The sequence below is a fragment of the Spirosoma sp. SC4-14 genome (assembly GCF_037201965.1).
Taxonomy (GTDB): Bacteria; Bacteroidota; Bacteroidia; order Cytophagales; family Spirosomataceae; genus Spirosoma.
In genome coordinates this window covers 6,582,145-6,607,806 of record NZ_CP147518.1, presented here as the reverse complement: position 1 = coordinate 6,607,806, position 25,662 = coordinate 6,582,145, and the positions used below count along the sequence as shown (strand labels likewise).

General features: G+C 49.9%; 21 protein-coding genes. 7 read left to right on the top strand and 14 right to left on the bottom strand.

Going from position 1 to position 25,662, the window contains the following annotated elements; genetic code table 11:
• Positions 1-2: 2 nt before the first annotated feature.
• The 3 genes from WBJ53_RS27265 to WBJ53_RS27255 all read left to right on the top strand — a co-directional run bounded on the left by WBJ53_RS27265 (position 3) and on the right by WBJ53_RS27255 (position 2,051).
• Positions 3-1,007 (top strand): NAD(P)H-dependent glycerol-3-phosphate dehydrogenase, encoded by a 1,005-nt coding sequence (locus WBJ53_RS27265; protein WP_338872165.1) that lies wholly within the window; start codon positions 3-5, stop codon positions 1,005-1,007.
• Positions 1,008-1,012: 5 nt separating this feature from the next.
• Positions 1,013-1,495, top strand: a complete 483-nt coding sequence (locus WBJ53_RS27260; RefSeq protein ID WP_338872163.1) for an MOSC domain-containing protein — start codon at positions 1,013-1,015, stop codon at positions 1,493-1,495.
• A gap of 157 nt (positions 1,496-1,652) precedes the next feature.
• Entirely contained in the window at positions 1,653-2,051 is a 399-nt protein-coding gene (locus tag WBJ53_RS27255; protein WP_338872161.1) for a hypothetical protein, read from the top strand.
• A 25-nt stretch (positions 2,052-2,076) separates the two neighbouring features.
• Here the strand turns inward: WBJ53_RS27255 and WBJ53_RS27250 are convergent, their stop codons facing one another.
• From WBJ53_RS27250 to msrA, 4 genes are all read right to left on the bottom strand, one after another.
• On the bottom strand, positions 2,077-2,853 hold the full coding sequence (locus WBJ53_RS27250) for a hypothetical protein (protein ID WP_338872159.1): 777 nt from the start codon (positions 2,851-2,853) through the stop codon (positions 2,077-2,079).
• A gap of 106 nt (positions 2,854-2,959) precedes the next feature.
• Positions 2,960-3,622, bottom strand: a complete 663-nt coding sequence (locus tag WBJ53_RS27245) for an HAD family phosphatase (protein WP_338872157.1) — start codon at positions 3,620-3,622, stop codon at positions 2,960-2,962.
• Positions 3,623-3,700: 78 nt separating this feature from the next.
• Entirely contained in the window at positions 3,701-4,909 is a 1,209-nt protein-coding gene (locus tag WBJ53_RS27240; protein WP_338872155.1) for an MFS transporter, read from the bottom strand.
• Positions 4,910-4,994: 85 nt separating this feature from the next.
• Positions 4,995-5,657, bottom strand: a complete 663-nt coding sequence (msrA, locus tag WBJ53_RS27235; protein ID WP_338872153.1) for a peptide-methionine (S)-S-oxide reductase MsrA — start codon at positions 5,655-5,657, stop codon at positions 4,995-4,997.
• A 132-nt stretch (positions 5,658-5,789) separates the two neighbouring features.
• On the opposite strand from msrA, the gene WBJ53_RS27230 reads away from it, so the two are divergent.
• Positions 5,790-6,638 (top strand): AraC family transcriptional regulator, encoded by an 849-nt coding sequence (locus tag WBJ53_RS27230; RefSeq protein WP_338872150.1) that lies wholly within the window; start codon positions 5,790-5,792, stop codon positions 6,636-6,638.
• Positions 6,639-6,826: 188 nt separating this feature from the next.
• Here WBJ53_RS27230 and WBJ53_RS27225 read toward each other — a convergent pair whose 3' ends face one another.
• Positions 6,827-8,662 (bottom strand): hypothetical protein, encoded by a 1,836-nt coding sequence (locus tag WBJ53_RS27225; RefSeq protein ID WP_338872148.1) that lies wholly within the window; start codon positions 8,660-8,662, stop codon positions 6,827-6,829.
• Positions 8,663-8,829: 167 nt separating this feature from the next.
• Complete coding sequence (locus tag WBJ53_RS27220; RefSeq protein ID WP_338872146.1) at positions 8,830-9,843, bottom strand: hypothetical protein; 1,014 nt, start codon at positions 9,841-9,843, stop codon at positions 8,830-8,832.
• A 79-nt stretch (positions 9,844-9,922) separates the two neighbouring features.
• Here WBJ53_RS27220 and WBJ53_RS27215 point away from each other — a divergent pair, with 79 nt between their 5' ends.
• Both WBJ53_RS27215 and WBJ53_RS27210 read left to right on the top strand, forming a co-directional pair.
• Positions 9,923-11,062 carry a VCBS repeat-containing protein gene (locus tag WBJ53_RS27215; protein ID WP_338872144.1) on the top strand — a complete coding sequence of 380 codons (1,140 nt, stop codon included), beginning with the start codon at positions 9,923-9,925 and terminating at the stop codon, positions 11,060-11,062.
• Between the two features lie 79 nt (positions 11,063-11,141).
• The gene (locus WBJ53_RS27210; RefSeq protein WP_338872142.1) at positions 11,142-11,549 is read left to right on the top strand and encodes a hypothetical protein; all 408 of its coding nucleotides are present in this window, start codon (positions 11,142-11,144) and stop codon (positions 11,547-11,549) included.
• Positions 11,550-11,635: 86 nt separating this feature from the next.
• Here the strand turns inward: WBJ53_RS27210 and WBJ53_RS27205 are convergent, their stop codons facing one another.
• The 5 genes from WBJ53_RS27205 to WBJ53_RS27185 all read right to left on the bottom strand — a co-directional run bounded on the left by WBJ53_RS27205 (position 11,636) and on the right by WBJ53_RS27185 (position 18,201).
• Positions 11,636-13,129 (bottom strand): Gfo/Idh/MocA family oxidoreductase, encoded by a 1,494-nt coding sequence (locus WBJ53_RS27205; RefSeq protein WP_338877242.1) that lies wholly within the window; start codon positions 13,127-13,129, stop codon positions 11,636-11,638.
• Between the two features lie 383 nt (positions 13,130-13,512).
• Positions 13,513-14,796: an acetyl-CoA hydrolase/transferase C-terminal domain-containing protein gene (locus WBJ53_RS27200; protein ID WP_338872140.1), complete on the bottom strand. Its 1,284-nt coding sequence runs from the start codon at positions 14,794-14,796 to the stop codon at positions 13,513-13,515.
• A gap of 154 nt (positions 14,797-14,950) precedes the next feature.
• On the bottom strand, positions 14,951-16,405 hold the full coding sequence (locus WBJ53_RS27195; protein WP_338872138.1) for a GH1 family beta-glucosidase: 1,455 nt from the start codon (positions 16,403-16,405) through the stop codon (positions 14,951-14,953).
• Between the two features lie 270 nt (positions 16,406-16,675).
• A complete protein-coding gene (locus WBJ53_RS27190; RefSeq protein ID WP_338872136.1) occupies positions 16,676-17,068 on the bottom strand; it encodes a hypothetical protein in 393 nt (130 codons plus the stop codon).
• A gap of 104 nt (positions 17,069-17,172) precedes the next feature.
• Entirely contained in the window at positions 17,173-18,201 is a 1,029-nt protein-coding gene (locus WBJ53_RS27185) for a bile acid:sodium symporter family protein (RefSeq protein ID WP_338872134.1), read from the bottom strand.
• Between the two features lie 326 nt (positions 18,202-18,527).
• Between WBJ53_RS27185 and WBJ53_RS27180 the strand changes: the two genes are divergently transcribed.
• Positions 18,528-18,860, top strand: coding sequence for a YegP family protein (locus WBJ53_RS27180; RefSeq protein WP_338872132.1), 333 nt, complete (start codon positions 18,528-18,530; stop codon positions 18,858-18,860).
• Between the two features lie 148 nt (positions 18,861-19,008).
• On the opposite strand, the gene WBJ53_RS27175 is transcribed toward WBJ53_RS27180, so the two are convergent.
• From WBJ53_RS27175 to WBJ53_RS27165, 3 genes are all read right to left on the bottom strand, one after another.
• The gene (locus WBJ53_RS27175) at positions 19,009-20,712 is read right to left on the bottom strand and encodes a sialate O-acetylesterase (protein ID WP_338872130.1); all 1,704 of its coding nucleotides are present in this window, start codon (positions 20,710-20,712) and stop codon (positions 19,009-19,011) included.
• A 195-nt stretch (positions 20,713-20,907) separates the two neighbouring features.
• Positions 20,908-24,369 (bottom strand): methylmalonyl-CoA mutase family protein, encoded by a 3,462-nt coding sequence (locus tag WBJ53_RS27170; protein ID WP_338872128.1) that lies wholly within the window; start codon positions 24,367-24,369, stop codon positions 20,908-20,910.
• 55 nt (positions 24,370-24,424) lie between these two features.
• On the bottom strand, positions 24,425-25,651 hold the full coding sequence (locus WBJ53_RS27165) for an FtsX-like permease family protein (protein ID WP_338872127.1): 1,227 nt from the start codon (positions 25,649-25,651) through the stop codon (positions 24,425-24,427).
• Positions 25,652-25,662 lie beyond the last annotated feature (11 nt).

The following is a 25,662-nucleotide window of genomic DNA, read 5'->3' as shown; positions in this document are numbered from 1 at the left end:
ACATGAAAGTAGCGCAACCCATTCGGCTGACGATGGTAGGGGGAGGAAGCTGGGCGACGGCACTCGTCAAAATTCTTTCTGAAAACAACGTCAGTATTAAATGGTGGCTTCGTAAAGAGTCGGATGCGGAGCACATCAAAAAATTTGGTCATAACCCAAGCTACCTGAGCGATGTTCAGATCAACACCCGGAAGGTGAAAGTCTGCACAAAAATTCGGGAAGCTTTTCGGGATAGTCAGTATGTTGTGTTGGCGGTTCCGGCCGCTTTTGTTGCCGATGCCCTAACCGGAATCAAACCCGAACACTTTAGCGGTAAATACGTTATTTCGGCCATTAAAGGGATGATTCCGGGAGCGAATAAGCTCGTTACAGACTGGGTTAGCGAGCAGTATGCCGTTCCCGTCGAACGCATGTCGGTCATTGCCGGCCCCTGCCACGCCGAAGAAGTCGCCCTCGAAAAATATTCGTACCTCACCATTGCATCCCCCGACCCAGTTTGTGCCGAAAACGTGGCTAATCTGCTTCGGTGCCGGTTCGTGAAAACCACGCCCGTCGACGATATTTATGGCATCGAATACAGCGCCGTAATGAAAAACATTATTGCACTTGCCTGCGGCATTACGCGTGGATTGGGCTATGGCGATAATTTTCAGGCCGTGCTGGTATCAAATGCAATGCAGGAGATCCGGCGTTTTGTGGATTCCATTCATGCCTGGCACCGCGATCTGAGCGGGTCGGCGTACCTGGGCGATTTGCTCGTTACGGCCTATTCGCCCTTTAGCCGTAACCGAACGTTTGGGACGCTTATTGGGCGAGGCTATACCATTCAGTCGGCGCAGGCCGAAATGAATATGATTGCCGAAGGCTATTATGCTGTTAAAAGTATCTACGAAATCAACCGTCGGTTTGCGGTTAAGATGCCTATTGTCGATGCGGTTTACAATATTCTCTACGATAAAGCGGCTCCTACTACCGAAATGAATGCGTTGAAAGAGTTGTTAAAATAGCTTGTATGGAAAACATCAAAGACTTATTCGAGGTCTTCCCTCATTCGGGACGAGTTGACTGGATCGGCATACGTCCCGAACGACGCGGGCCTATAGAGGTAGTTGATTCTATTTCGGCTTCGGAAAAGAAAGGATTGATTGGCGATCACTATAGCGGGCAAAGTGGCAATCGGCACGTGACGTTGATTCAGGCCGAGCATTTGCCCGTAGTGGCTGCTCTGACCGGCCGATCGACGCTTGACCCTGCTGTTCTACGGCGTAATATTGTGGTCTCGGGTCTCAACTTACTGGCTCTGAAAGACCATCGGATACAGATTGGCGATGTGATCCTTCTCGTTACGGGGCAATGCCATCCCTGTTCGAAGATGGAAACGGCACTTGGGCCAGGTGGCTATAATGCCATGCGTGGTCATGGTGGTATGACGGCTAAAGTTGTTCAGGGCGGTGAGATATGCGTTGGTGATTCAGTAATGGTGCTTGGTCATTAGATGGTTGCCAATACCTGATGGCAAATGACAACAAAAAAGCGTTTGATCAGGGCCTTTCGCTTCTGTTTTGCGTTTATATACAATAAGAGCCTTCATAAAATGACTTTTAGGGAAAGCTAAAGCCCTGAATTCGGCTCAAAATAGTGATATAAACGTTATGAAAAGACTAGTTGTAATACCGTTGTTAATGATGGGAGCGTCGATAACAGCGCAGAATACACCTCCTGCCACGACACCGCCGGCCGTAGTATCGGTTATTGAAAGCGTAACCGGTAAACAGTTTCAGCCCGATACGGCTTATGCGGCTCTTACGAAGGAAGACGCTTCGTTGCTGGCCGAAGCACCTGTAGCGAACTGGGGACTGGCTCAGGAATCGGGAAATATGGTGTATTATAACCTGATCATTGGCACTCGATCCTACCAGTTGCTGGTAATGCGCCCTCCTCGTTCGTCGTATCCGACGGCAACCTTGCTTCGCTTTACAACACCAAAATCAAAACCGGAAGCTATTGCCCGTGGATTGTTACGGCCTGCCAAAGAAGAGAAACCGAGGTAATTGACACCGAAACCATGAATTTGCCTTACGGTTGTTTAGGCGTGTTTTCCGGATCGGGAGCAATACGGCCAGGACGATGAACACCACTACGATAGCGATTACGAAGCTGCTGAATTGTATTGATCAGGTCGTAGTCCGATGCTTTCAGTAAAAACTCATCATCTAAGTCGCAGTAGTCGAAGAAGCGGTCTATTTCGTCGGCTTTAACGTCGGTCGATTGCTCAACCAGCAGCCGAAACCGTTCGGTCGCCAGCGCATGACGTCGGTCCTGCTGCATGATGTAATAGGCTTTACGGTCGGTTTTGGGTCGTTTGGCAAATAGCTCATAGAGTAGTGTTACCCCTGCTCCGTCGGCAATTCGGTCGAAAGCCTGTTCGCCGGTTACTTTTTTAGACGCAACAGGTTCATCGAGCAGTTGCTGAATCTCCTGCTTCACTTCTTCATAGCGTTTGCCCGTTACGGTAACCTCGTCGAGGTCTACCACGCGATAAGGCATTGGCGGAAGCGCCAGGGCTGTAATGGTCGGATTTTCGGAGCCGTCGTAGCGAATGCCAGTACGGTTATAGAGTTGGCTGGTCAGAATAAGCGAATCGCCGGGTTGGGCCGTAATAAAGAACCGACCGGTTGTGTTGGTACGGGCACGCTGACGGGTACGTTGATTGACAACCGTAACTTTATCGACCGGTTTTTTGCTGGTTTGATCCACTACCGTACCAATAACATATTTGCCTTGTGCCCATGCGGTATTCCGCTCAGCAACTATAATCAACAGGATCAGACAAACAACAGTCAGGTGACGCATACAGCTTATAAAAACAACCTGTGCCACTGCTCGGCGCGGTGGCACAGGTTCTGCACAGTTCTCCGTAAAGTTACATTTTTTGCCGTAGAAGATGGTAAAATTCACGTTAAAAAACGTTAACCAACTGCTGCGCCCGATCGAGTGACATCTCGCTAAAGTCCCGGATGACATCGTCGACAAAGGGGCGCAGTTCGTCGGGCGTTTGCGTAGTGGCTACGCCAACGACCCGTGCCCCCGAGGCTTTGGCAGCCTGAATACCGGTCATGGAATCTTCGAAAATGACACTATCAGCCGGATCAACACCCAGCATGGTCATCGCTTTCTGGTAGATTTCAGGATCGGGTTTTGGATGGCTAACCATACTTTCGTTCAGCAGTGCGTCGAAATAAGCGTTCAGACCAAGCGCTTCGATCACAAAATTGAGATTTTCGACCGGGGCCGAGGTAGCTACGGCCGTATGGATGCCGGCTGTTTTCAGCGTTTTCAGAAAATCGATCAGACCCGGAACCGGGGTAATGACCGGCCGATAGATGTCGCGAAACAGCGCTTCTTTCTCATGAGCGAGCCGAAGGGTTTCTTCAGGCGTAAGCGTTTGACCGGCAAACAGATGAGCAACAATATCGTTGTTATGTTTGCCAGAAACGTACTGAATAAAATCGCTATCGCTTAAGGTTTTTCCATTGCGCTGGTAATACTCGCGCCAGGCTGCGCGGTGATGCGGGTTCGTATCAACGATAACCCCATCCATATCAAAAATTACTGCTTTCATACTAAAGATGTGTATTGGATGGTAGTCAGTAGTTATTAGTACTGTCGGCACTAATAACTACTGATCAATGACGATTGCCTAAAAAAGTTTGACGAGTTTGCCTAATCCGGCCGAGATGAACAGCATAATAGCCACAAACCCGAGCCCATAGTAAAGTCCGAATGCTTCGGCTACGAATCCAATTAAGGGGGGACCCGCCAGAAAGCCAATGAAGCTAAAGGTAGCAAACGTGGCCAGACCAGCCGCTGGCGGAATACCCGGTACGCGCATGGAGGCTGCATACAAAACCGGTGCTCCCAGCGAACAGCCAGCTCCCAGTATGGCAAAGCCAAGCAGAGCCGTAGTTGGATAGGGCAAAACAATAGCTAACAGAAGGCCCAAAGCAGCCATTACTCCACCGATTTGAAGCCAGCGTTTACCACCAATTCGAACCAGAATAGCATCGCCTACAAACCGGAAACTGGTCATCATTAGCGAGAAACTCCCAAAGCCAAGAGCTGCTACCTGGCTGCTGGCACCAAGGGTTTCGCGCAGATAGACCGCACTCCAGTCGAAAGCTGCCCCCTCGCCCATGGCGAGCGCCAGTCCAATCAGAATCATCAGTAGCAGGTCAACATTCGGACGAACAAAGGATGAACCGCTCTTTTCGCCGGTTTCGGTTCGGCTGCTCGATGGAATCCGTGCCAGAATAGGCTGTAATGCAAATGTCAGCATCAATATCAATCCCGACATGACCGCTACGTGAACCGCAGGCAGCATATGCATCGCAATGACAACACCGGCGATCCCCGATCCGAGCAGACCGCCCAAACTCCACATACCGTGGCAGGCCGACATAATCACAATGTTTTCGGCGCGTTCGAGGTTAGTTGCGCAGGTATTCATGGCGACGTTGATGAGCGCCGTACAAAGGCCCATCAGCAACAAACCCCCAGCCAATATGAACTGGTTTGGTGCATTGATCGGAATGAGTACGCAGAGTGCCAGCCCAACTGCCGACCAGAAGCAGGCTTTGGCTTCGCCCAGTTTACTAATAACCCAGCCGGTTAGTGGGTTCATAATCAATAAGCCCACGGGCATCGCAAAGAGCGTAAGCCCTAAATCGACATCCGACAGGTGTAGTTTGGCCTTTACGTGGGGTATATGAGCTACCCAGCTACCCAACAATAGGCTATCGGAGGCAAACACCAATCCAATAGCCAGCGCACGCCGATTCAGGAAAAATGTCAGCAGGTTGCGAATAAACGGATTCCTGGGGGACTTATTGACCGAAAGGGTTGTATTCATAATGCAAAAATAGCCAGCAAACGCTGGCTATTTTGTTTATCTATTATCCGTAACTAATGGTCTATTAACCTATTTATTCCAGTGGTTATTCATTCATTGTTAACCCCGTATTATTTTTGAGGTGTCCAGCCATTGCTTTCCGAAGTTTTTCGACCTTCGGCAGCGACACCCGCTGGATGTAGGGCTGGTCGGGGTGCAGCGCAAAATAGTTCTGGTGATAATTTTCGGCTGGGTAGAAAACTTTAAACGGCTCCACCTCCGTTACAACCTTACCACTGTAATGACCCGACTCGTTGACCCGTTTGATAGCGGCCTCGATTTCGGCTTTTTCGGCGGGTGTCCGGTAAAAAATCATCGAGCGATAGTCGCGGCCAACGTCGGGGCCCTGACGGTTTAGTGTGGTGGGGTCATGGCCCGCAAAAAAGGCATCCAGCAACTGCGGATAGGTAATTACTTTAGGGTCGTAATAAACCTGTACCGATTCGGCATGACCAGTCTGGTCGGTGCAGACCTGTTCGTAAGTTGGGTTTTTGGTTGTGCCACCGGCATAGCCCGAAATAACTTTGTGAACGCCTTTAAGCTGGTTCATGCCTTCTTCCATGGCCCAAAAGCAGCCGCCTGCAAACGTAGCTACAGCTTCGCCCGATTTGGGTGCCGGAAGTTTGGCGAATGTATAGTCTTTCGACTGACCTTGTGCGCAGCCTGTCAGGATGAGCAGGCTTAGCGCAAATAAATGAATTCGTTTCATGCTGTTTCGTGTTAGCACTCTGTTGACTTATAAACGTTTTAAAGCCGTGTGCGGTTTCTTTCATTTGTCGGTGGGCCGACAAAATAGAACAAATCAGGAGCCTGAAAACGCATCGGCCAGTCACCTTCTGTTATGAAACTTCAGTTCGAAAAGATTGAACCCGAAGCGGGGAGTTCGTTCCGGGTTGTGCATCATACAGAGCCTGAAACGTGTCGGGTCTACTGGCATTATCATCCCGAATACGAAATTGTTTACATCCCGTTTGGCAATGGCCGTCGTCGGGTAGGTACCAATGTGTCGTATTATGAAGAAGGCGAACTAGCGTTTATTGGGCCTAATTTGCCGCACCTCAACTTTAGCTCTGGCAAGAAAGGCCAGTTTGAGGAAATTGTTGTGCAGCTACGTGAGGACTTTCTGGGCGAATCCTTTCTGCAACGGCCCGAACTGGCCAGCATTCGGCGCTTGTTCGAACGGTCGCACGTTGGATTGGTATTTGGTACGCATACGAAACAACTGGTGGCTCCTTCGCTAAAGCAATTGCCTGAGCAGCCGCCCTACGAACGGATGCTAACTCTCCTGCGGGTATTGAAACAATTGGCCGATGCGCTGGACGTAGAGCCTCTTCATGCCGATGGTGTTCAGTTCGACCTCAACCCCAAAGAGCAGGAACGTATCAACCGTGTGTGCCACTATGTGGAGCATCATTATGCCAGACCGTTGGATATTCGTCAGGTGGCCGATCTGGCCAGTCTGACAGTTCCGGCTTTTTGCCGTTACTTCAAGCGCATGACCCAACTGACGTTTACGGATTTTGTGAATGAGTATCGGGTCAATCAGGCCCGGCGAATGCTCCAGTCGTCGCGCACAGTTGCCGATGTAGGTTTTGCCGTTGGTTTCAACAACCTGTCACATTTTAACAAAACCTTCCGCGACGTAACGGGTCAAACGCCTAGTGCCTATCGGAAGTCGCTGGTGGGGTGAGTTATATTTTCTGTTCAGAATAGCTCACCTGTATTAGTCGATGATTGATGAAAACTGGAGACTGCTCGCGAAACAGTGGCGCGGTCGAGAAGTATGTCTAGTTATAAACGTCTTGTTACGACTATGCCATCATTAAGTGAGCAGTCTCAAAAAAGGAGTTATTTGACTAAATCGATTAGTGGATCGATTTAGTCAAGCATATAGGTCGCCAACTGGGCCAGGCCGGGTTTTCTGGGTACTCCATAAAGTACATAAATTTTGCCCGAGGCTTCGTCGATCAAAAAATTATCGCGGTCGGGCGCGGTTAGTGGCATGCTCTCCAAAGGCGTCAGGCGTTGCACCGATACGACGCCACCCCGCATACTTAGCCGGGTATTGGCCGCGTTGTTGAACACATAATCGGAACCAGCCGATCGTACAGACCGTTTGAAGCGAACCGGTTCGGGGGTTGGTTCCAGCGCAACAACGGTTTGCTCTTTTAGCTTTAGGTTCCCGTCGAAATGCAGCACAAACAGATCGCTGTAGGTTTTGCCTGATTCACTCGTTACGGTGGCTGGAGCTACCGCCCGTGTCGGCTGATTGGCAATCTGATTGAGTTTGTTAGCAAAGCCAATCAGTTTGGAGGTGGGCGAAGAGGTCGAAGGCTCCGATACCACTGCTCTGCCACCGGGCGTATCGGCCTGCCGCTGCAACAACAGCCAGACATCGCCACTACTATCCGTAAACGAGTCGATATACTGCCCTCCGGCATAATTCATCCAGCCTGTTCGCTGGCCACCATTGACCCGACCCACTGCTTTCGACAGATCAGCGATCTGGCCATACGGTAAACTATTGACCAACGTAGCTTTACCGGCTTTGTCGATGAGCCAGCTTTCTTCGGTAGGCTTGAGCATTTTCTGCCCATTTGAGCTATACACCAGCAACTTATCGTCCCGGCGAAGTACGTAAGTAGGCAGAATAGCCCGTTCGCTGCCTTCCCCATTGGTCCAGGTAAATTGGCTCCATATCCCTCCATTCTCATCAGTCACGACGACCGAGAAACGGTTTCCTTCAGGATCGCGAACCTCTTTCTTACCGCCTGCGTCAGCAAATACGGTAAAGGTACCTACAATCTGGCCCGCCGGATCATGCACGGGTAGTCGCATGGAGAGTTTACGGCTGTAGGGGAAGTCGATAACCTGATCGCTGAGCAGATTTCCGGCCTCATCGAAGGTTAGCAGACTAACTTTTTTTGCCGATGCGCCTTTATCGCCTTCCACAAAATGGGTGGCTATGCCCTCGAAGCGTGTGGGCGAGAGGGCAATGACCCGGCCGCGTTCTTCGGGCGTATCGCCCTCAACAGGAATATAGCGGGGGAGTTTTTCCTGATTGGCAGCCTGTTGCAGGGGAACATCTTCTAACCGACTCACCAGCCGCGCACTCGTTGGATCGATAAAGCGATTGATGATCCGGTACGATGGATACAGACTATAGTTAGCATAGTTTAAACCCGAACCATTGCTGGCAAAAGACACCCGTTTGACTTGTCGAGGAATCAGGGTGGGTAGTAGCAACTGATCATAAGCACCTCCAAAAGGCAACCGCAAAGGCCCATCACTGGCTTTGGTTCCCCAAACAGCCCAATCCACTGGTGTATCCTGAGCTACTTTAATACGAGCATCGGGCTGGGCAAAGACGGCGGCCTGTAAGAGTTTGGTCTGTCCTTGTGCATCAATGGCGCCGGTGTATACATACACCCCGGCGGGTGGTGCGAGGGCTCCTTTTAGCTTAGCCTCATCGGTAGTTGCAGCCATGCGTCCGCCAATGGGCATGAGCGTTTGGTAGTGTAACGTACCTTCTGGACTCAGGCTTAAACTGACTAGTTCAACCGAATGAGGAGGGAGTGAAAAGTCAGAAAGTTTGACTGAAATACTGGTGGTAGGCTGAAGCTGATCTGCTGGCTGCTGAGCAAAAATGGGTACGGTAACGCTATAGACCAATAACAAGCTACAGGTTAGGCTTGCAGGGTAATAAGTAGGCATAAATAATTAATTTCAGAATAAGCACTATAAACTCAAAAGGCAAAAGTAAAGAGAATTACCAAGTTGAGTCGTCATTTTGTTGAAGTGTATACTAAAAGGTAGCTAAGCTATGGTTTGTGTAACGTGTTATTTATTGTTGTTTTATTATATCTATTTAAACAATTGGCCTACTGCCAGCCTTTTGCCAGAACTTCCTGAGCGGGTTTATTCTGTGGGCTATACTGGTCGCCTTCGCGGTGGCGTGGTTCAACGTTCATGAACCATTTCCAGGCAAATCCACCCGCAAACCACGGTTGCGGCCAAACCGTTTCGAGCAACGCACTGTAGGCATTGGCCTGTGCTGCTGGGTTTGGCGTACAATCGGTTTCTGATTCCCAGGGGCGTTGGGCTGTGTAGTTGCAGCTTCGATAGCCAAATTCAGTAAACAGAACCGGTTTCTGGAACCGACTACTAGTTTGTTGCAACGCTTTCAGGTGCGGTTTCCAGCCCCTGGATAGTTCGCTTATGGTTGGCGCCTGCTTGCCGGAGAGCGGGAAATAAGCATCGACACCGATAAAATCCAGGTCCGGCCAGAACGGAATTTGCTCATAACGATCCCAGTTGGCGGCATAGGTTAACGGGCCTTTGTAGACCTGCTGGATTTGTTTGATCAGGTTTTTCCAGAAATGTGGCCGGGCTACGGCAAAGCGGTCCAGTTCGGTTGTGATGCAGAACAGATCGACCTTCAGCGAATCGGCCAGTCGGGCAAAATGCAGCACATACTGCGCATAGTCATGTTCGAAGGTTTGCCACTCGGTTTCGGTCGAAAATTCCAGATCGAGGTGCGAACCGCCCTGCATCCATACGTGCGGCTTGAGCATGGTTTTCAGTCCCTGTTGCTGAGCCATCCGAACCGTACCGGCTACACCCTCCGGGGTTTCGCCCCACCACTGCCACTTGCGCTGTTCTTTCGTGTTTTCACTAAAATAAAAACGCGCTTCGCCTTTCCGGCAAAAGCCATAAGGAACAATTGCGACCCATTCGGATCCCATAGCCTGCACGGGAGCCAACGCCAGTGAGTCGGGCCTGCGGGGAGGAGCCACCAGATTGACGCCTTCCAGTTTTCGACCCGTATACTGAAATGGGGGCTGTGTCTGGCAACTGATCAGCAGGCCTATAATCAGGAGAAAGCGACTACGCATGATAGGGTAGGAATTGTCCTTAAATTACTTCCAAATACAATACAATCCTATTCTCTACATACTGAAAGACAATTCGCTTATGCAACGAGTGCTGCTTAGTCTGTTTGCCCTGCTGATTTTTTGTGGATCGATACCACCCGAACCATCGCTTCATTTCAGACGCTATTTTGTTGCCGCCGAGAGCTATGAGTCGGTTGGCGTGTTTGATGTCGATAACAACGATACACTTGATATCGTATCGGGCGATTTCTGGTACGAAGGCCCCCGTTTCCGACGTCGGCATTTGATTGGCAACGAGCCCCGAAAAGACCAGTATTACGACGATTTTTCGACCATTCCTCTCGATGTGAATGGCGATGGGCGTCTGGACTTTATCACAGGAGGCTGGTTTGATCAGACGCTCCGCTGGGTCGAAAATCCGGGCAAAGGCAACAACACCTGGCCACTGCACGAAATTGGTAAAGTTGGCAATGTAGAAACAACCCGCGCCTGGGATATCGACGGCGATGGTATTGTTGAAATCGTCCCCAATAATCCTAATCATCCCTTGAAATATATAAAACTAACGGGACCTGGACAGTTCAATACCGTGACAGTTGCGCCAAAACAGGGGCATGGGCTGGGCTTTGGCGATATAAACGGCGATGGTCGGGGCGACCTGATCGTTAGTGATGGCTGGCTCGAAGCACCCGCCGACCGGACAACGACTCCCTGGACCCTGCATAACGAGTTTACGCTGGGAACTGCCAGTGTTCCTATTCTTGTGACTGACGTAAATGGCGATAAACTCAATGACCTCATTGTAGGACAAGGCCACGGTTACGGGCTGCACTGGTACGAACAAACCCGCGATGCGTCGGGTAAACGGAGTTGGTTGAAACACCTGATCGATGATAAAAATTCGCAATACCACTGTCTTGAGTGGATTGATATTACGGGCGATGGCCGTCCTGAATTAATTACGGGCAAGCGTTTTCGGGCGCATAATGGCAATGATCCTGGTTCTGAAGATCCGGTTGGCCTTTATTATTTTACCTGGGATGTGGCCAAAAAGCAATTTGCCAAACATAACATTGCTTATGGTGAGGCTGGGGTAGGCAAAGGAACCGGTATTTACTTTGCTGTAGCCGATTTGCACAAAACCGGTCGTAATGACATTATAGTGGCCGGAAAAGATGGTTTAGTAGTATTTTTTAATGAAGGTTCGCAAAAAAAATAGCCAGATGTAGTCGGTCTTTAAAGAGGTTTATTGTATTTTTATCATTCGTACAATTTCCTCTTCAGATCGATCTTGGGTTATGCAGCGTGCGCAATTGAAGGAATTCTACGGCTACGGCCTCATTTTACTCGTATTGATAGCCGCACAGGCGTATTCAATTTTTGTGGCGACTACCACCGACTTATCGCTTGGCTGGAAGCATTATCTGGGCTTTGGCGCAACATTTCTGGCTACGGTTCTCTGGGCCTTTCGGAAACCGCAGTACCTGTTTTATGCGCTGGGGTTAACGTTTGTGCTTGGTTACGAAAATCTGTTGGGCTTTACGCCAACGCTCGATTTTACAGCAACGCAGTACTACATCAATAATACCTCCTTTCCCGTATCGTACCAGAATTTTTCGATGTATATGCTGCTTATTTGGGCCTATGTTGCCAACGGCCGCCTTCGAACAATGGTGCAGGGCCTGTTTGTGAGAACCAACAGTTAGAAATACATACTCATCAAAACATGTACGGGCGATAGAGAAAGTGAGTTTCTCTATCGCCCGTACATGTTTGTTTTTAATGGTACTGGTTATGCATTCAGCGACCATCCGTCGCGGTATTGGCGTTTAACGAACTGGTTAGCTTCGTCGAAGTTCGTAATCTTCATATTCTTGCCATCCCAGGTCAGGCGTTTGCGGCCCGGATAGGTAAAGCCTTTACCATCGGCTTTTGGCTGACGGAGAGTGTAGCTGCGAATGGCCAGATTACCCATCAGTACCGATTCCGTAAGCGGTCCGGCAAAGTCGAACGACGAGGTAAGGGCCTTATGCTCTTTGCTATTGAAACCTGCTTTGCACGCTTCAGTCCACAGAACCTGGTGGCCGTTTTCGGGATATACGGTTATGCCTGAACCCGATTTTGGTTTCGGAGCCGCTTCCATTTTCTGGCCACTTTTGGTATATAGTTTTGGATCATCGCCATACATACCACAGGCAATTAGGCCTTTGTCGCCAATCAGGAACACACCATTTTCGCCATTTTCAGGGAACGGTTCACCTTCAGGCAGCATGTCTGGACGGAAGGGGCGAAGACCGCCATCCATCCAAATCATTTTTAGTTCAGATTTATTTTTGGCCGATGCCGGGAACTTCAATTCTACATGCGACGAGGGTGGGCAACCTTCCGGGATGTATTCGGGGGTCCAGTCTTTGAGGAACACCTGACCAATACTTGTTTCTACTTCGGTTGGGTAACCAATGCCCAGTACCCGGAACGGAACATCCATGATGTGGCAACCGATGTCGCCAAGTGCGCCAGCGCCAAAATTCCACCAGCCACGCCATTTGAATGGGTGATAGGCGGGTGTATACCCAACTTTCTGGGCAGGTCCCAGCCACAGATCCCAATCCAGATCAACCGGGGTTTGTTCGGCGGGCTGTGGAACAGGAATACCTTGTGGCCATACGGGCCGGTTTGTCCACAGGTAAACGGTATGAACATTACCAATCAGGCCTTTATCGAACCATTCGACCATCTGTTTCTGCTGTGGGTTCGATGAGCCCTGATTGCCCATTTGCGTCACCACTTTATACTTACGGGCCGCTTCGGTTAGAGCGCGGGCTTCGTAGATATTGTGGGTCAGCGGTTTTTGTACGTATACGTGCTTACCACGCTGCATAGCCGCCATCGCCACAACGGCGTGCGTGTGGTCGGCAGTAGAAACCGTTACTGCATCGATGGTTTTTCCTTCTTTATCGAGCATTTCACGGAAGTCTTTATAGCGTTTTGCGTTCGGGTGCTTCGTGAAGTTTTCTTTAACACGCGGCAGTCCCCAGTCTACATCGCAAAGGGCGACAATATTGTTGACTCCGTTGTTATATGAATTATTGGTGTCACTAAAACCTTTACCGCCAAAACCGACACCCGCAATATTGAGTTTATCGCTGGGCGCAATGAACCCTTTGCCGCCAAGTACATGACGCGGAACAATCAGGAAGCTGGTAGCAGCCAAAGCGCCGGTCTGAAGAAATTGACGCCGAGAAGTTGTGCCTTTATTGGTTGACTCGGCTCCAGGCATGTCCATGCCAGGCGATTCCATGCCGGTCGTTGAGTTTTCTAATTGATTCATAAAAAAGTATTGAACTGATCCGTCTTGAAAAAGCGGAAAGGTTTAGTTATTTACCCCTGCGGAAAGGTTTTTATTTCAATGCTCGTAGATAGAATACGATAAGAGTACCCATTCGGGCCATTGTTGGCACTGATAATTGCGGCTGGATTCTATACATTGATACCAAAACAAGCCCCATTAGTACCTATTTGGCCTGTACTAATGGGGCTTGTTAGTATATGGATTTCTTTATTTTAGGCTTTCCACATTTTGCTCCTGTATTTATAGCTAATAGCAGTTGAAATAATTGAGCGGCAGATAAAAAGAAAAAGTGCATGGATTAACACCATCAGTAGAACTCACAAATGCCCGAACCGTTCGAACGCCTGCTTTTCCAGTTCTTCGCGGTGGTTGGGGTGGGCAATGTTGATCAGGGCACGGGCACGCTGGCGGAGGTTTTTGCCGTATAGATCGGCAATGCCGTATTCCGTAACGATGTAGTGTACGTTGGCGCGGGTGGTTGTAACCCCGGCTCCTTCTTTCAGAAACGGAACAATTTTGCTTTGGCCTTTGCTCGTTACGGAGGGTAGGGCAATAATCGGTTTGCCGCCTTCGGAGAGTGAAGCGCCCCGCACAAAATCCATCTGGCCACCCACACCCGAATACTGGTAGGTGCCGATGGTATCAGCACAAACCTGTCCGGTCAGGTCGATTTCGATAGCGCTGTTAATGGCCGTTACTTTTGGATTTCTCCGGATAATGGATGTGTCGTTGGTGTAGCTGGCCTGTTTCATCGTTACGCCGGGATTGTCGTCGATGAAATCGTAGACCCGTTTGCTGCCCATCACAAAGGCCGACACAATGCGATAGGGGAGCACGACTTTATCTTCACCCGTGATAACCCCCCGCTCCACCAGGTCGATGACGCCGTCGGAAAACATTTCGGTATGAATACCCAGCCGTTTGTGATGAATCAGTTCGGCCAGCGTTGCGTTTGGAATACCGCCAATACCTAGTTGAAGTGTGGCTCCGTCGTCGACCAGGCTGGCGATGTATTGGCCAATCTTACGGTCGTCGGCATTGATTTCACCTGGCAGTACTTCATAAATTGGCTCGTCGACTTCAATGGCCGCGTGCAGAATAGACGCTGGAATCAGGCCGTCGCCGTGGGTGCGGGGAACGCGGGGGTTGATTTGCGCAATAATGTATTTGGCCGACTGAAGAGCTGCCAGCGATATATCGACGGAAGGGCCCAGCGAGCAATAGCCATGGGCATCGGGTGGCGATACCTGAATCAGGGCAACATCGATCGGTAGAATTTTACGACGAAACAGCAACGGAACTTCGCTCAGGAAAACCGGTACATAGTCGCCAATGCCCTGATTGAGCTGTTTCCGCATATTGGCTCCGATAAAGAACGCATTGGGTTTGAACGACTGCTGATATTGCGGGTTCAGATAGGGCAGCGGCCCTTCGGTATGCATATGACAGATTTCGACATTACGCAGCCGGTCGGCCTGGGCTACCATGGCGTTGATGAGTATATGGGGAGCCTGAGCAACGCTGTGAATAAACACACGATTGTTCGACTGAATAACAGAAACCGCTTGCTCGGGAGTGGTGATTGGCAGAGGAGCTAACATAGTGAATTGCAGGGATATACTGGCTTTTTCTGGTCATTCGGCTGAAACCGTGCTACGGTTCTCTATCAAACTCCCATAAACCGTGGTGCGGCTTCGGCCGAATGAGCTGTCTGGTTTATATGGCAAAGTAACTGGCTGATTGAGACATATGTTCTTAGCAAAATCGGTTGCCCATATGACTTAAATCATGGACAGCGGCTGAATTGTTAGTCAGCAACTGCTGAAACCACCGACCTGAGGCTTTTATGATCCGTTTTTGCGTTCGAAAATCAACATAGACCAGGCCAAAGCGAGGACGGTAGCCTTCGGCCCATTCGAAATTGTCGAGAAAAGTCCAGGCAAAATAGCCATCGACCGGATAGCCTTCCCGTTTGGCGTGAAGAACGCTATTGAGATAGTCCTGGTGATAGTGCATCCGGGCCATATCGTTTACTTTACCATTCTGCACCATATCGTAAAAAGCGGCTCCGCTTTCGGTAATGTATATTTTTTTGACCCCTTCATACTGCCCGAACTGCCGAATAATCTGAAACATACTATCGGGATAGACTTCCCAGCCCATTTCGGTAATGATAGGCACCTGCCGGCGGAGGGGCGAAACCTGAGCCGCCCATAAGTAGGGCATGAAATACGAATGTTCGACTACGGCCCGGAAATAGTGTTGCAGACCGATGAAGTCGAAATCGAAAGCGAGCCGTTCCATATCGCTATGTTTGGCTACTTTTTTGCCAATGCCCGAAAGGAATGGTAACTCGTCGGTTGGGTAGCCCAGGCCAAGAGAAGGTTCGATGAACAACCGATTCATGAGCGCATCGACGCGGGCTGCGGCTGCTTTGTCGCGGGGCGATGCCGAAAAAGGCTCGATGGGCGAACAGGAAAAGGTAGTGCCAACCCTTGCTCCGGCTACATTTTGCCGGACAACGCGGCCACCTTCGGCCTGAGCAAGGGCAGTGTGATGAATGGCTGGCAGCAAATTCCGAAAGCTCCGGCGACCAGGTGCGTGTTGCCCCGTGAAATAACCCAATACCGAAAAGGCCAGCGGTTCATTCAGAATAATCCAGTGCTTCACTTTGTGGCCAAATGCTTTCGTGCAGATATCCACAAACTCACAAAACCAGTGAACAATGTTGCGGTTGGGCCAGCCACCTTTGTTTTCCAGCGCCTGCGGTAAGTCCCAGTGGTAGAGGGTAATCCAGGGCGTGATGCCAAGCGCCAGACACTGATCGATCAGCCGGTCGTAGAAAGCCAGTCCGGCTTCGTTGATGCGGCCACCCAGCGCAGGCCCGGTACCTTCGGGTAATATGCGCGACCAGGAAAGCGAAAACCGAAATGAATCGAATCCCATTTCTTTATGTAGCCGCAAATCAGATTCATATCGGTCGTAGAATTCGCAGGCAATATCGGCCGTTTCGCCAGTTTTGATTTTGCCTTTCTGGCGGCTGAATGTATCCCAGATCGAAGGGGTACGCCCATCGCGGTCAACGGCTCCTTCGATCTGATAGGCAGCCGTAGCGGTTCCCCAAACGAAATCCGGCCCGAAGGCATGGCGATCAAAACTTAATGAGTCACTCAATGGGTCATTGGTTAATTGGTCATCGGGGTTGGGCATTGGTCTTTTGGTTAATTTGTTATTGGCCACAGAGAATACATACAACCGACTAAAAACTCTGTGTACGCTGTGCCTCTGTGGCCAATAACAAATGACTAACCCCCAATGACACCGAAGACAAATGATGTCAAAAATAACGACTACTCCTAAAAAAGCAGCCCCATCAGGTTGACGAATCAACCCAACGGGACTGCTTTTGGTTGTCTGGCTAGCTAGTAATCCGATTCCTTAACCCACTGGAACCCGATTCTACGAAGCGCTGACTATATATTAGCCTCTGCGGCCAAGAGGAGCATTGCGGTTGCCATAAGGCTGGCTGGCGAATAACCGATCGCGCTGGGCCGAAGTCAATACGGCGAGCATATCCTGACGTTTGCGGAGTTTAAGCTGACGAAGACCATCGGGCGTCATACGGGAAGTTTGCATGATGCGATCGTAGTTATCTTCGATTTTGTGTAACTGTTTTTCCTGACGGCGCGACAGGCCAACGATGGCGTCGATGCGGTCGATTTTGAGGTCGTCCTGAAACTGGTCTCTGTCGTAGCGGGAGTTGCCATATTGAGGACCGCGATTGTCGAAAGGTTTCGAATAGGCGCGTTGAGCGAACGTGGCACCAGTTGAAAGAGCGAAGAATGCGAGGGCGGCTATGATTGTCTTTTTCATGTCAGTATGTGTTTTTTTGTGCGTTACTGATTCTTAGAAGGAAATCGACAGGTAGCGTTTAATGGGCCTATGGGGTATTCTGGCCGAATGACGGTTTTTGGATGCTAAATCTCCCGGAATCGTTCCTGAGCAGCTTTCGACATGAGTTGGCGTCGCTGCATCGACTGGGCAATAATGCTGGCAACGATGAGCTGAAGCGCATGGTACATCATAATGGGCATCAGGGCTACTCCGGCAACAGAAGCTGAAAATAATACGTTTGCCATCACACTGCCCTGGATTAATGACTTTTTGGAACCGCAAAACAAAGCCGTAACGCGGTCTTCACGATTGAAATGGAGTAGTTTGCTTATCAGCGTGATAAAGCCAAAAATCAGAAAAAAAAGCCCGAGTAATAAACCCGCTAGCCAGAGCAGGTCAATTGTAGAAAGACTGGCGAACAGGTTTCGGGTAAACGACTCACAAAAAGCAGTGTAAACGATGAGCAGGATGGTTGTTTGATCGAAATAGCGCAGATAAGTCTTGTTTCGCTCGGCAAACCAGCCTAACCGCCGGTTTAGCAACAACCCCAGCAATACCGGTACAATCACCTGTATGGTCAGTTTGCCAATAACACCTGCCAGATCGTATTGCCCGTTGGTACTGCTTAGCAAAAAACTCATCCAGATTGGTGTTACAAATACTCCAATCAGGCTGGAAATGCTGGCATTAAAGATCGCTGCTGGTATGTTTCCCCCCGCAATGGAAACCATTACTACCGACGACGAAACCGTTGAGGGCAGGGCCGCTACGTAGAAAATGCCGAGCCAGAGCAGTTCTGTCTCGGGCGTCATCAGCAAACTACGGGCGGTGAGTACTACGGCCGGAAAAAGAATGAATGTTGTACTATGAATGAGCAGATGAAGCCGATAGTTTCGAAGTCCGGTTCGAAGCTGGTCGAAATTGAGCCGCAGCCCATAGAAAAAGAAGATCACCGAAACACCAAAATTGGCCAGTGATGATAAGGATAGTAAGCCCTCCTGAACACCCGGCTGGGGCCACAGTTTAGCCAGACCAATCATGGCCAGCAAAGCAAGAATAAACCAATCGAGCCCAACGCGGGCCAGCAGCGAACCGAGCGAAACGTTTGCCATACAGCAAGGTAACTGGCTAAACATCGATTTCGTTGCAGAGTAATTTGTATTTACGAGCCTATGAGCAATTGACAGAATAGCTATTCAACTTTCGTTCACAGCTTTCGCAAAAAAACGTGCCAGCATATAACGCACCAGGGTTAGCTTGTGCCTAATGAGAGAATCGTGCCACGGTTTTTGCAAAAGTCTCTTGAGTAAAAGTTTTAAGTCTATAGGATAAGTAACTATTAAGTTACTAAAATATATTTAATTGTTGTGCTTTTATGGGTTCTTTGTATTATTGCTCTGCAAACAATTTATAGCACAAAATAAAGCGTATCTATCGTATGGGCAAGTTTGTAATTTCGACAAGAACGAATGGAGAATTCCAGTTCAATCTGAAAGCAGATAACGGTCAGGTTATTCTGACTAGTGAAGGTTATTCGGCCAAAGCAGGCTGCGAAAATGGTATCGAATCGGTTCGTAAAAACTCAGCCGACGAAGGACGTTTCGAGCGAAAGACTGCATCGAACGGTAAATTCTTTTTCAATCTGAAAGCTGGAAATGGGCAGGTAATCGGAAGCAGCCAGATGTATGAAAGCGAAGCCGGCCGCGACAATGGTATCGATTCGGTGATGCGCAATGCGCCCGACGCTTCTGTTGACGATACGACTGCATAAAATTGTTCGGATAGAGGACTTTTTTATAACAATTAACAATGCTTGCACTGGCGGTCTGGTTCGGCATTGTTAATTGTTATAAGTAAGTCCTCTGTTACTGTTGGCCAGATTTGTATACAAAGCTACATAGAGATTGAACTCCTGAGCCTTAATTCGCTTTCAACCGTAGCAAACTACCAGCCTGATAAATCAGTTTTGAGCCACTGTTAAACTGGAGCGTTCCGGCCTGGCCCTGATACCCGGTTGGCATCGTAATAGTATGATTTAGCTTAACGCTATCGGACAGACCAGGGAGCCAGCCGCACGACCATACCTGCGCATTGTTCCAGTTGCCATTCTGAATCGAGTTAAATTCGTTAGGCGGGAACACACTCGGAAGGCCACTGCCAGAGCCAGTGATGGTGATCGGTTCGCTGAACTCGCCAACGTTGACTGGCGACGTCGATTTTACCCGAAACCGATAACGGCCGTTGGCCCAGCTCGGTAGTGTAACCGTAATCGGATTGCCTGTGCCTGTAGCAAGTGTTACCAGCGTGCATCCTGATTCGGTTAACAGATCGACCTGGTACTGATTGTCGGCACGGGTGGGTACCCGCGAAAAATAGGGAACCTGAACACTTTGCCCGGCACTTGTTGTGAAGGGTAAAACATAGCCTGTTGTGAGCAATACCAAACGGCTCGGAACTGAAGGTTCGCGTGAGCTAAAATAGGTTGTCGAGACGGCCTGATTCCATACATCGGTTAGCGCCGGGCAGTCGTCGGAGTCGAAGTGCAGATGAAAGTAGTCGCCTTTACGATAGGTGGGGTAAATCATGCTATCGGTGGCGGGGCCTGCCCAGTTATTTAGATTTCCGGCCAGCGTGTTTTGAGCGGCAATAATATTCGGGTCTGTTTCATGATTTACATACTCGCTACTTATGGCGGCTGGCATGTAGCTGACCCGCGACAGTACCCAGCTAAGCGTACCAAAGCCTAATTGACTACGCGATTTGTCGATCACCGTGCCAATGTTGTTCACGTAGTCGTCATAGGTCTGATAGTAGTTATCGCCTTCGCCCTGGTGCCATAAAACGGCCCGAACACCGGTGCGTTTTAGGTAATGCAGAATAGTAGCTCCCAAGGCCCGGTAGGGCATATTTTTCGTAAGTGTTCCCCACTCTTCTTCGCCATTCGCTGAATGAACCCAATGTTTGGAGTTCGTTGCCGGATACGACGCCCCGTAGAACATGGTCGGTACGCCTAGTTGAGTAACCAGCCGGTCGCCCAGAGCGCCCCAGACGTATAAATAAGCACCCGGAAACATACCTGTGTTAGTAATTCCGGTTGCTAGATCGGCGTGGCTAACGGTAAAGGGTAATGAGCTTTCTGTAAATTGCCCTTGCTGGCCTGTCCAGTAATTGATAATAGACACGCGGTCGTCGCTGGCCTGTCCGGTATAACAATTTGTTCCCCACGAATTAGATTGCCCAGCCGTAACGAACACTTCGCCAACTCCAATGCGGTCCATCGTTGTAGAAGCAATTTCGGTACTTCCAGCGTAGGCTTTCACCGTCAGATCATACCATCCGCCGGTTACGGCTGAAAACGACCCCTGAAATGTTCCGCCAGCAGGCTGACTGTCGAGAACGATCCAGCCGGTAGCGGTTCCTCCCTGCCGTACCGTTAGCTGAGCTTTAACCTGTGTCGTATTGGCGGGGCATTGCCCCGTGACCCATATGCTGGCCTGATTATTTTGATTTCGCTGGAAAACCAGTCGGCTGGTTGGGAAAGTAAGTTGTAATTGGGCTGAAAGATTGTGATAAAAAAAGAAAAAAAAGGATGAAAGGACGGTTGTTAAGTTAATTTTAATCATATCAAGTGTATAGTAGCGTGGATACCTAATATTAGTAATTGTGACATTATAAAGCAACAAAAAGCCTGTTAATCGCATCTATTTTAAATACGATCAGCAGGCTTTACTCAGATTCTAAATTACTTGTTACTATTTAAAAGGATGGATAGTAACGATTTCGTATGTATTTTTTGTAATACATGGTTGGTAGGTAGTTTACATATTTCGTCGGTACTGGCCACCCACCGCATAGAGTGCGTTCGACAATTGTCCGAGGGTACAAACTTTGGCCGCTTCCATCAAACTTTCAAAAATATTGCCATTGGCCAGCGCCGTTGCCTGTAAATTGGCCAGGGCGGTTTCGGCTTCGGTGTAATGGTGGTGCTGGAAATCCTGGCAGGATTTAACCGCATACCGTTTTTCATCGTCCGACGAACGAATCACTTCATGTGGCAGGGTAGTTGGCGATCCGGCCGGGTCGAGGAAGGTATTGACACCTACCAGGGGGAGCTGACCATTATGTTTAAGTGTCTCATAATACATCGACTCTTCCTGAATCTTGCTGCGCTGATACATTCGTTCCATTGCGCCCAGCACACCGCCCCGCTCACTAAGCGACAGAAACTCCTGATAGACTGCTTCTTCGACCAGGTTGGTTAGTTCTTCAACAACAAACGAGCCCTGAAGTGGGTTTTCGCTTTTGGTTAGCCCAAATTCCCGGTTAATGATTAGCTGAATGGCCATAGCCCGGCGTACCGACTCTTCGGTAGGCGTAGTAATGGCTTCGTCGTAGGCGTTGGTATGCAGCGAGTTGCAGTTATCGTAAATGGCCAGAAGTGCCTGTAGCGTTGTTCGAATGTCGTTGAAGGCGATTTCCTGCGCATGCAGACTCCGGCCCGATGTCTGGATATGGTATTTAAGTTTCTGCGACCGATCGTTGGCTTTGTATTTATGTTTCATCGCCTTCGCCCAGATTCGCCGGGCAACGCGGCCCAGCACGGTATATTCCGGGTCCATACCGTTTGAAAAGAAAAAAGACAGGTTCGGAGCAAAATCGTCGATATGCATACCCCGGCTGAGGTAGTATTCGACAAACGTGAACCCGTTCGACAGCGTGAACGCCAACTGTGAGATTGGGTTGGCACCTGCTTCGGCAATATGATACCCCGAAATCGAAACGGAATAAAAATTCTGGACCCGGTTATCCGTAAAATATTGCTGAATATCGCCCATCATGCGAAGGGCAAATTCAGTAGAAAAAATGCACGTATTCTGCGCCTGATCTTCTTTCAGAATATCAGCCTGAACCGTTCCACGTACCCGGCGCAGTGTATCGGCTTTAATTTGTTCATAAACTTCCTGAGGCAACACTTTATCGCCGGTGATACCCAACAGCCTCAGTCCCAGGCCGTCGTTGCCATCGGGAAGGGGAGCATTGTAGCGCGGGGATGCTTCGTGCGGGGATAGCAGGGGGGGGAAGGGGGTGGGCTCGCTCCCCGCCATTCCCTGCAACCCCCGCACGAAGCCCCCGCTCTCCCCGCGCGAAGCATTCTGCAACCATTTCTCACACTGCTGGTCGATGGCGGCATTCAGGAAAAAAGCCAGGAGCATGGGGGCAGGCCCGTTGATAGTCATTGAGACAGACGTAGCCGGATCGCAGAGGTCGAAGCCAGAATAGAGTTTTTTTGCGTCATCGAGCGTGCAAACGCTGACTCCTGAATTTCCGATTTTCCCGAATATGTCGGGCCGCATTGCCGGGTCTTCGCCATAAAGCGTAACCGAGTCAAAGGCTGTTGAAAGTCGTTTGGCAGGTAAGCCTTTCGATACATAGTGGAACCGTCGGTTGGTTCGTTCGGGGCCGCCTTCGCCCGCAAACATTCGGGTTGGATCTTCGCCTTCGCGTTTTAAGGGGAACACACCCGCCGTATACGGAAACGCACCGGGTATATTCTCCGTAAGCTGCCAGTGCAATATATCACCCCAATCATGATACTTCGGTAAACTCACTTTCGGTATCTTCAGGTGCGACAGCGTCTCAGTATACAAAGGTTGCCGGATTATTTTATCCCGAACTTTATACTCATAAAACTCGGCTGTGTAGCGTTTCTGCATATCGGGCCAGTGCTGTAACAGCGCACGGCACTCGGCACTTACGCCCTTTTCAAGATCAGTGTATAAAGCCTCCAGGAGCCCCCTAACCTCCAAAGCAGAAGCTTCAGACGCGTCGGCAGTGCCTTCTTTGGAGGTTAGGGGGCCTTTTATGACGCCGTCAAGCTGATAAAGTTGTCGCGCCAATGCTGTTTGCTCCTGAACATAAGCGTCGTATCGGCGACTCTCTTCCACAATCTCGGCCAGATAGCGCACCCGGTCGGGGGGGATGATGGTGGGAGAGCTTTGCGCGGGGATACTTCGTGCAGGGATTGCGGGGGCGGCCGGGGGGAGCAGGGGGCCTCTTCGCTCCCCATCATGCCCTGCCATCCCCGCACGAACCCACCCAAACAGCGTATTCATGCCCGGATCGTTGAATTGCGATGCAATGGTTCCGAGGATTGGTAATTCGTCGTCGGGTGTTTCCCAGAGGTTATGGTTGCGTCGATACTGTTTCCGAACATCGCGCAGTGCATCCAGTGAGCCCCGTTTATCGAATTTGTTAATGACAATCATGTCGGCGAAATCGAGCATGTCGATCTTTTCCAACTGCGTTGCTGCTCCATACTCTGCCGTCATCACATAGAGCGTTTTGTCGGCATGCTCGGTGATTTCAGTGTCTGACTGGCCGATGCCTGAGGTTTCAACAATAATCAGATCGAATCCGGCTGCTTTACAGATGTCGATGGCGTTCTGAACGTGACGGCTCAGAGCCAGATTCGACTGGCGGGTCGCCAGCGACCGCATATATACGCGTGGCGAGTTGATGGCATTCATCCGAATCCGGTCGCCGAGGAGGGCTCCGCCCGTTTTGCGCTTCGAGGGATCGACGGAAATAATCGCCAGCGTTTTATCGGGAAATGTTCGCAAAAAGCGTAAAACCAACTCATCGACCAGCGAAGACTTACCCGCTCCGCCAGTGCCTGTTACGCCCAGAACGGTCCCCATACCTCCGTTGGGGGCTTTTTGCGGTATTGGTAACGGGTGGCCTAATTCAGCCTGTGTGATGTATTGTGCAATAGTTTGACTATCATAGGGCGTTAGTAAGGCTCCCCCTTTGGGGGCAGGGGGGCTGAAATCACATTGATGCAACAGGTCGTCGATCATACCCTGCAGGCCCATAGCCCGACCATCGTCGGGGGAGTAGATACGGGCAATACCATAGGCATGTAGCTCCTCAATTTCGGATGGAAGAATGGTGCCACCGCCACCACCAAAGATCTTTATATGGCCCGCCCCCCGTTCGTTGAGCAGGTCATACATGTATTTGAAGTATTCCAGATGCCCTCCCTGATAACTCGTCAGGGCAATACCCTGTACATCTTCCTGGATGGCGCAGTCGACAATTTCGGCTACCGATCGGTTATGCCCCAGGTGAATAACTTCGGCGCCGGATGCCTGCATTAACCGACGCATCAGATTGATGGCTGCGTCGTGTCCGTCGAAAAGCGATGCCGCCGTGACAATACGGATTTTATGGCTAAAGGCTGGAGTAGCGGACTGGCTGGATTTAGGATTTTGAACGACCATGACCAACTGCTTTATAAGGTGATACGTAGGAGCGGAACGCCATAAGAAAGGAGTTCTACTTCTTAAAGGCTAAGGCTTTTACTGGCTGAATTCGATTGATGATAAAGGTTGGAATCCAGAGTACGAGTGCGATGAGCAGTATGGCCGCACCATTGAGGGCCAGAATTGTGGGCCAGTCCCAGGTGATGGGCACAAAACTCATAAAGTAGTTTTTAGGATCAAGAGGGATTAATTTAAAACGATCCTGAATGTAGCAAATTCCCAGGCCAACAACGTTGCCGATCAATAAGCCCCAGCCAACCATATTTAAGCCAACAAATAAAAACATACGGCGAATAAGCTGATCTGGGCCGCCAAGGGCTTTCAATAAACCAATCATGGGCGTTCGTTCCATCATCAATACAAGCAGTACCGATACCATATTGAATGAGGCCACAAAGGTGATCAATGCCAGCAGAATGACCATATTCCGATCGAGTAATATCATCCAGTCGAAGAGAGGACGGTATTGATCCGTAACGCGTGTCAGCCGCATATCGGGCGACATGACGTCGAAGACATTATTGGCTGTTGCATTCAGCCGGTTGAAATCGTTGACGAAAATTTCGTAGCTCCCCACCGAATCGGGACCCCATTTGTTGAGTCGCTGAATCAGCCGGATATCGCCCAGCGCAATGGTCTTATCCACTTCTTCCAGCCCCGTTTCATAAATGCCAACAATGGTCATTTTTCGGGCACGGGGCGGATTGCCCAGAAAATAAAGCGGTACATTGTCGCCAACTTTTACGCGGAGCTGGCTGGCCATATACTGGCTGATGAGCAGTTGGGTAGAACCGCTTCCGGTGTCGGCACCAACGGTCGGCACGGTGCCCGATACAATGGAGCCGCGAAACAGATTCCAGTCGTAATCGCGTCCTACTCCTTTCAGAAGAACGCCCGTAAGTTCTTCCGGTGTTTTCAGAATGCCTGCTTTCAGGGCTACGGCCTGGATGTGTTTCACGCCAGGAATGGCAGTACTGTCGCGATATACCGCCGTGTTCAGGGCTAAGGGTGTTTCCTGGTAGGAATTGTTATTCGTAAACTTGCCTACCTGAAGGTGAGCCCCAAAGAGAAAAATCTTTTGCTGAATTGTGTTTTTGAACCCGAACAGAACAGCAAAAGCAACAATCAGAATGGCTAGCCCCAGGGCAATACTAACCACCCCAACGCGGGTAACCGTTGCCGAAAAACTGCCTTCGGGTGCATGGCGAACTTTACGGGCTAAAAAAATGGGTACGTTCAAAACGGTATTCG

Bases quoted from the DNA above. Each gene is read 5' to 3' on its own strand.
- WBJ53_RS27260 (WP_338872163.1), top strand. From the start codon at position 1,013: ATGGAAAACATCAAAGACTTATTCGAGGTCTTCCCTCATTCGGGACGA.
- WBJ53_RS27170 (WP_338872128.1), bottom strand. From the start codon at position 24,369: ATGGTCGTTCAAAATCCTAAATCCAGCCAGTCCGCTACTCCAGCCTTT.
- WBJ53_RS27200 (WP_338872140.1), bottom strand. From the start codon at position 14,796: ATGTTAGCTCCTCTGCCAATCACCACTCCCGAGCAAGCGGTTTCTGTT.
- WBJ53_RS27175 (WP_338872130.1), bottom strand. From the start codon at position 20,712: ATGATTAAAATTAACTTAACAACCGTCCTTTCATCCTTTTTTTTCTTT.
- WBJ53_RS27225 (WP_338872148.1), bottom strand. From the start codon at position 8,662: ATGCCTACTTATTACCCTGCAAGCCTAACCTGTAGCTTGTTATTGGTC.
- WBJ53_RS27245 (WP_338872157.1), bottom strand. From the start codon at position 3,622: ATGAAAGCAGTAATTTTTGATATGGATGGGGTTATCGTTGATACGAAC.
- msrA (WP_338872153.1), bottom strand. From the start codon at position 5,657: ATGAAACGAATTCATTTATTTGCGCTAAGCCTGCTCATCCTGACAGGC.
- WBJ53_RS27180 (WP_338872132.1), top strand. From the start codon at position 18,528: ATGGGCAAGTTTGTAATTTCGACAAGAACGAATGGAGAATTCCAGTTC.
- WBJ53_RS27185 (WP_338872134.1), bottom strand. From the start codon at position 18,201: ATGGCAAACGTTTCGCTCGGTTCGCTGCTGGCCCGCGTTGGGCTCGAT.
- WBJ53_RS27190 (WP_338872136.1), bottom strand. From the start codon at position 17,068: ATGAAAAAGACAATCATAGCCGCCCTCGCATTCTTCGCTCTTTCAACT.
- WBJ53_RS27255 (WP_338872161.1), top strand. From the start codon at position 1,653: ATGAAAAGACTAGTTGTAATACCGTTGTTAATGATGGGAGCGTCGATA.
- WBJ53_RS27195 (WP_338872138.1), bottom strand. From the start codon at position 16,405: ATGCCCAACCCCGATGACCAATTAACCAATGACCCATTGAGTGACTCA.
- WBJ53_RS27220 (WP_338872146.1), bottom strand. From the start codon at position 9,843: ATGCGTAGTCGCTTTCTCCTGATTATAGGCCTGCTGATCAGTTGCCAG.
- WBJ53_RS27215 (WP_338872144.1), top strand. From the start codon at position 9,923: ATGCAACGAGTGCTGCTTAGTCTGTTTGCCCTGCTGATTTTTTGTGGA.
- WBJ53_RS27265 (WP_338872165.1), top strand. From the start codon at position 3: ATGAAAGTAGCGCAACCCATTCGGCTGACGATGGTAGGGGGAGGAAGC.
- WBJ53_RS27240 (WP_338872155.1), bottom strand. From the start codon at position 4,909: ATGAATACAACCCTTTCGGTCAATAAGTCCCCCAGGAATCCGTTTATT.
- WBJ53_RS27205 (WP_338877242.1), bottom strand. From the start codon at position 13,129: ATGGACATGCCTGGAGCCGAGTCAACCAATAAAGGCACAACTTCTCGG.
- WBJ53_RS27250 (WP_338872159.1), bottom strand. From the start codon at position 2,853: ATGCGTCACCTGACTGTTGTTTGTCTGATCCTGTTGATTATAGTTGCT.
- WBJ53_RS27210 (WP_338872142.1), top strand. From the start codon at position 11,142: ATGCAGCGTGCGCAATTGAAGGAATTCTACGGCTACGGCCTCATTTTA.
- WBJ53_RS27230 (WP_338872150.1), top strand. From the start codon at position 5,790: ATGAAACTTCAGTTCGAAAAGATTGAACCCGAAGCGGGGAGTTCGTTC.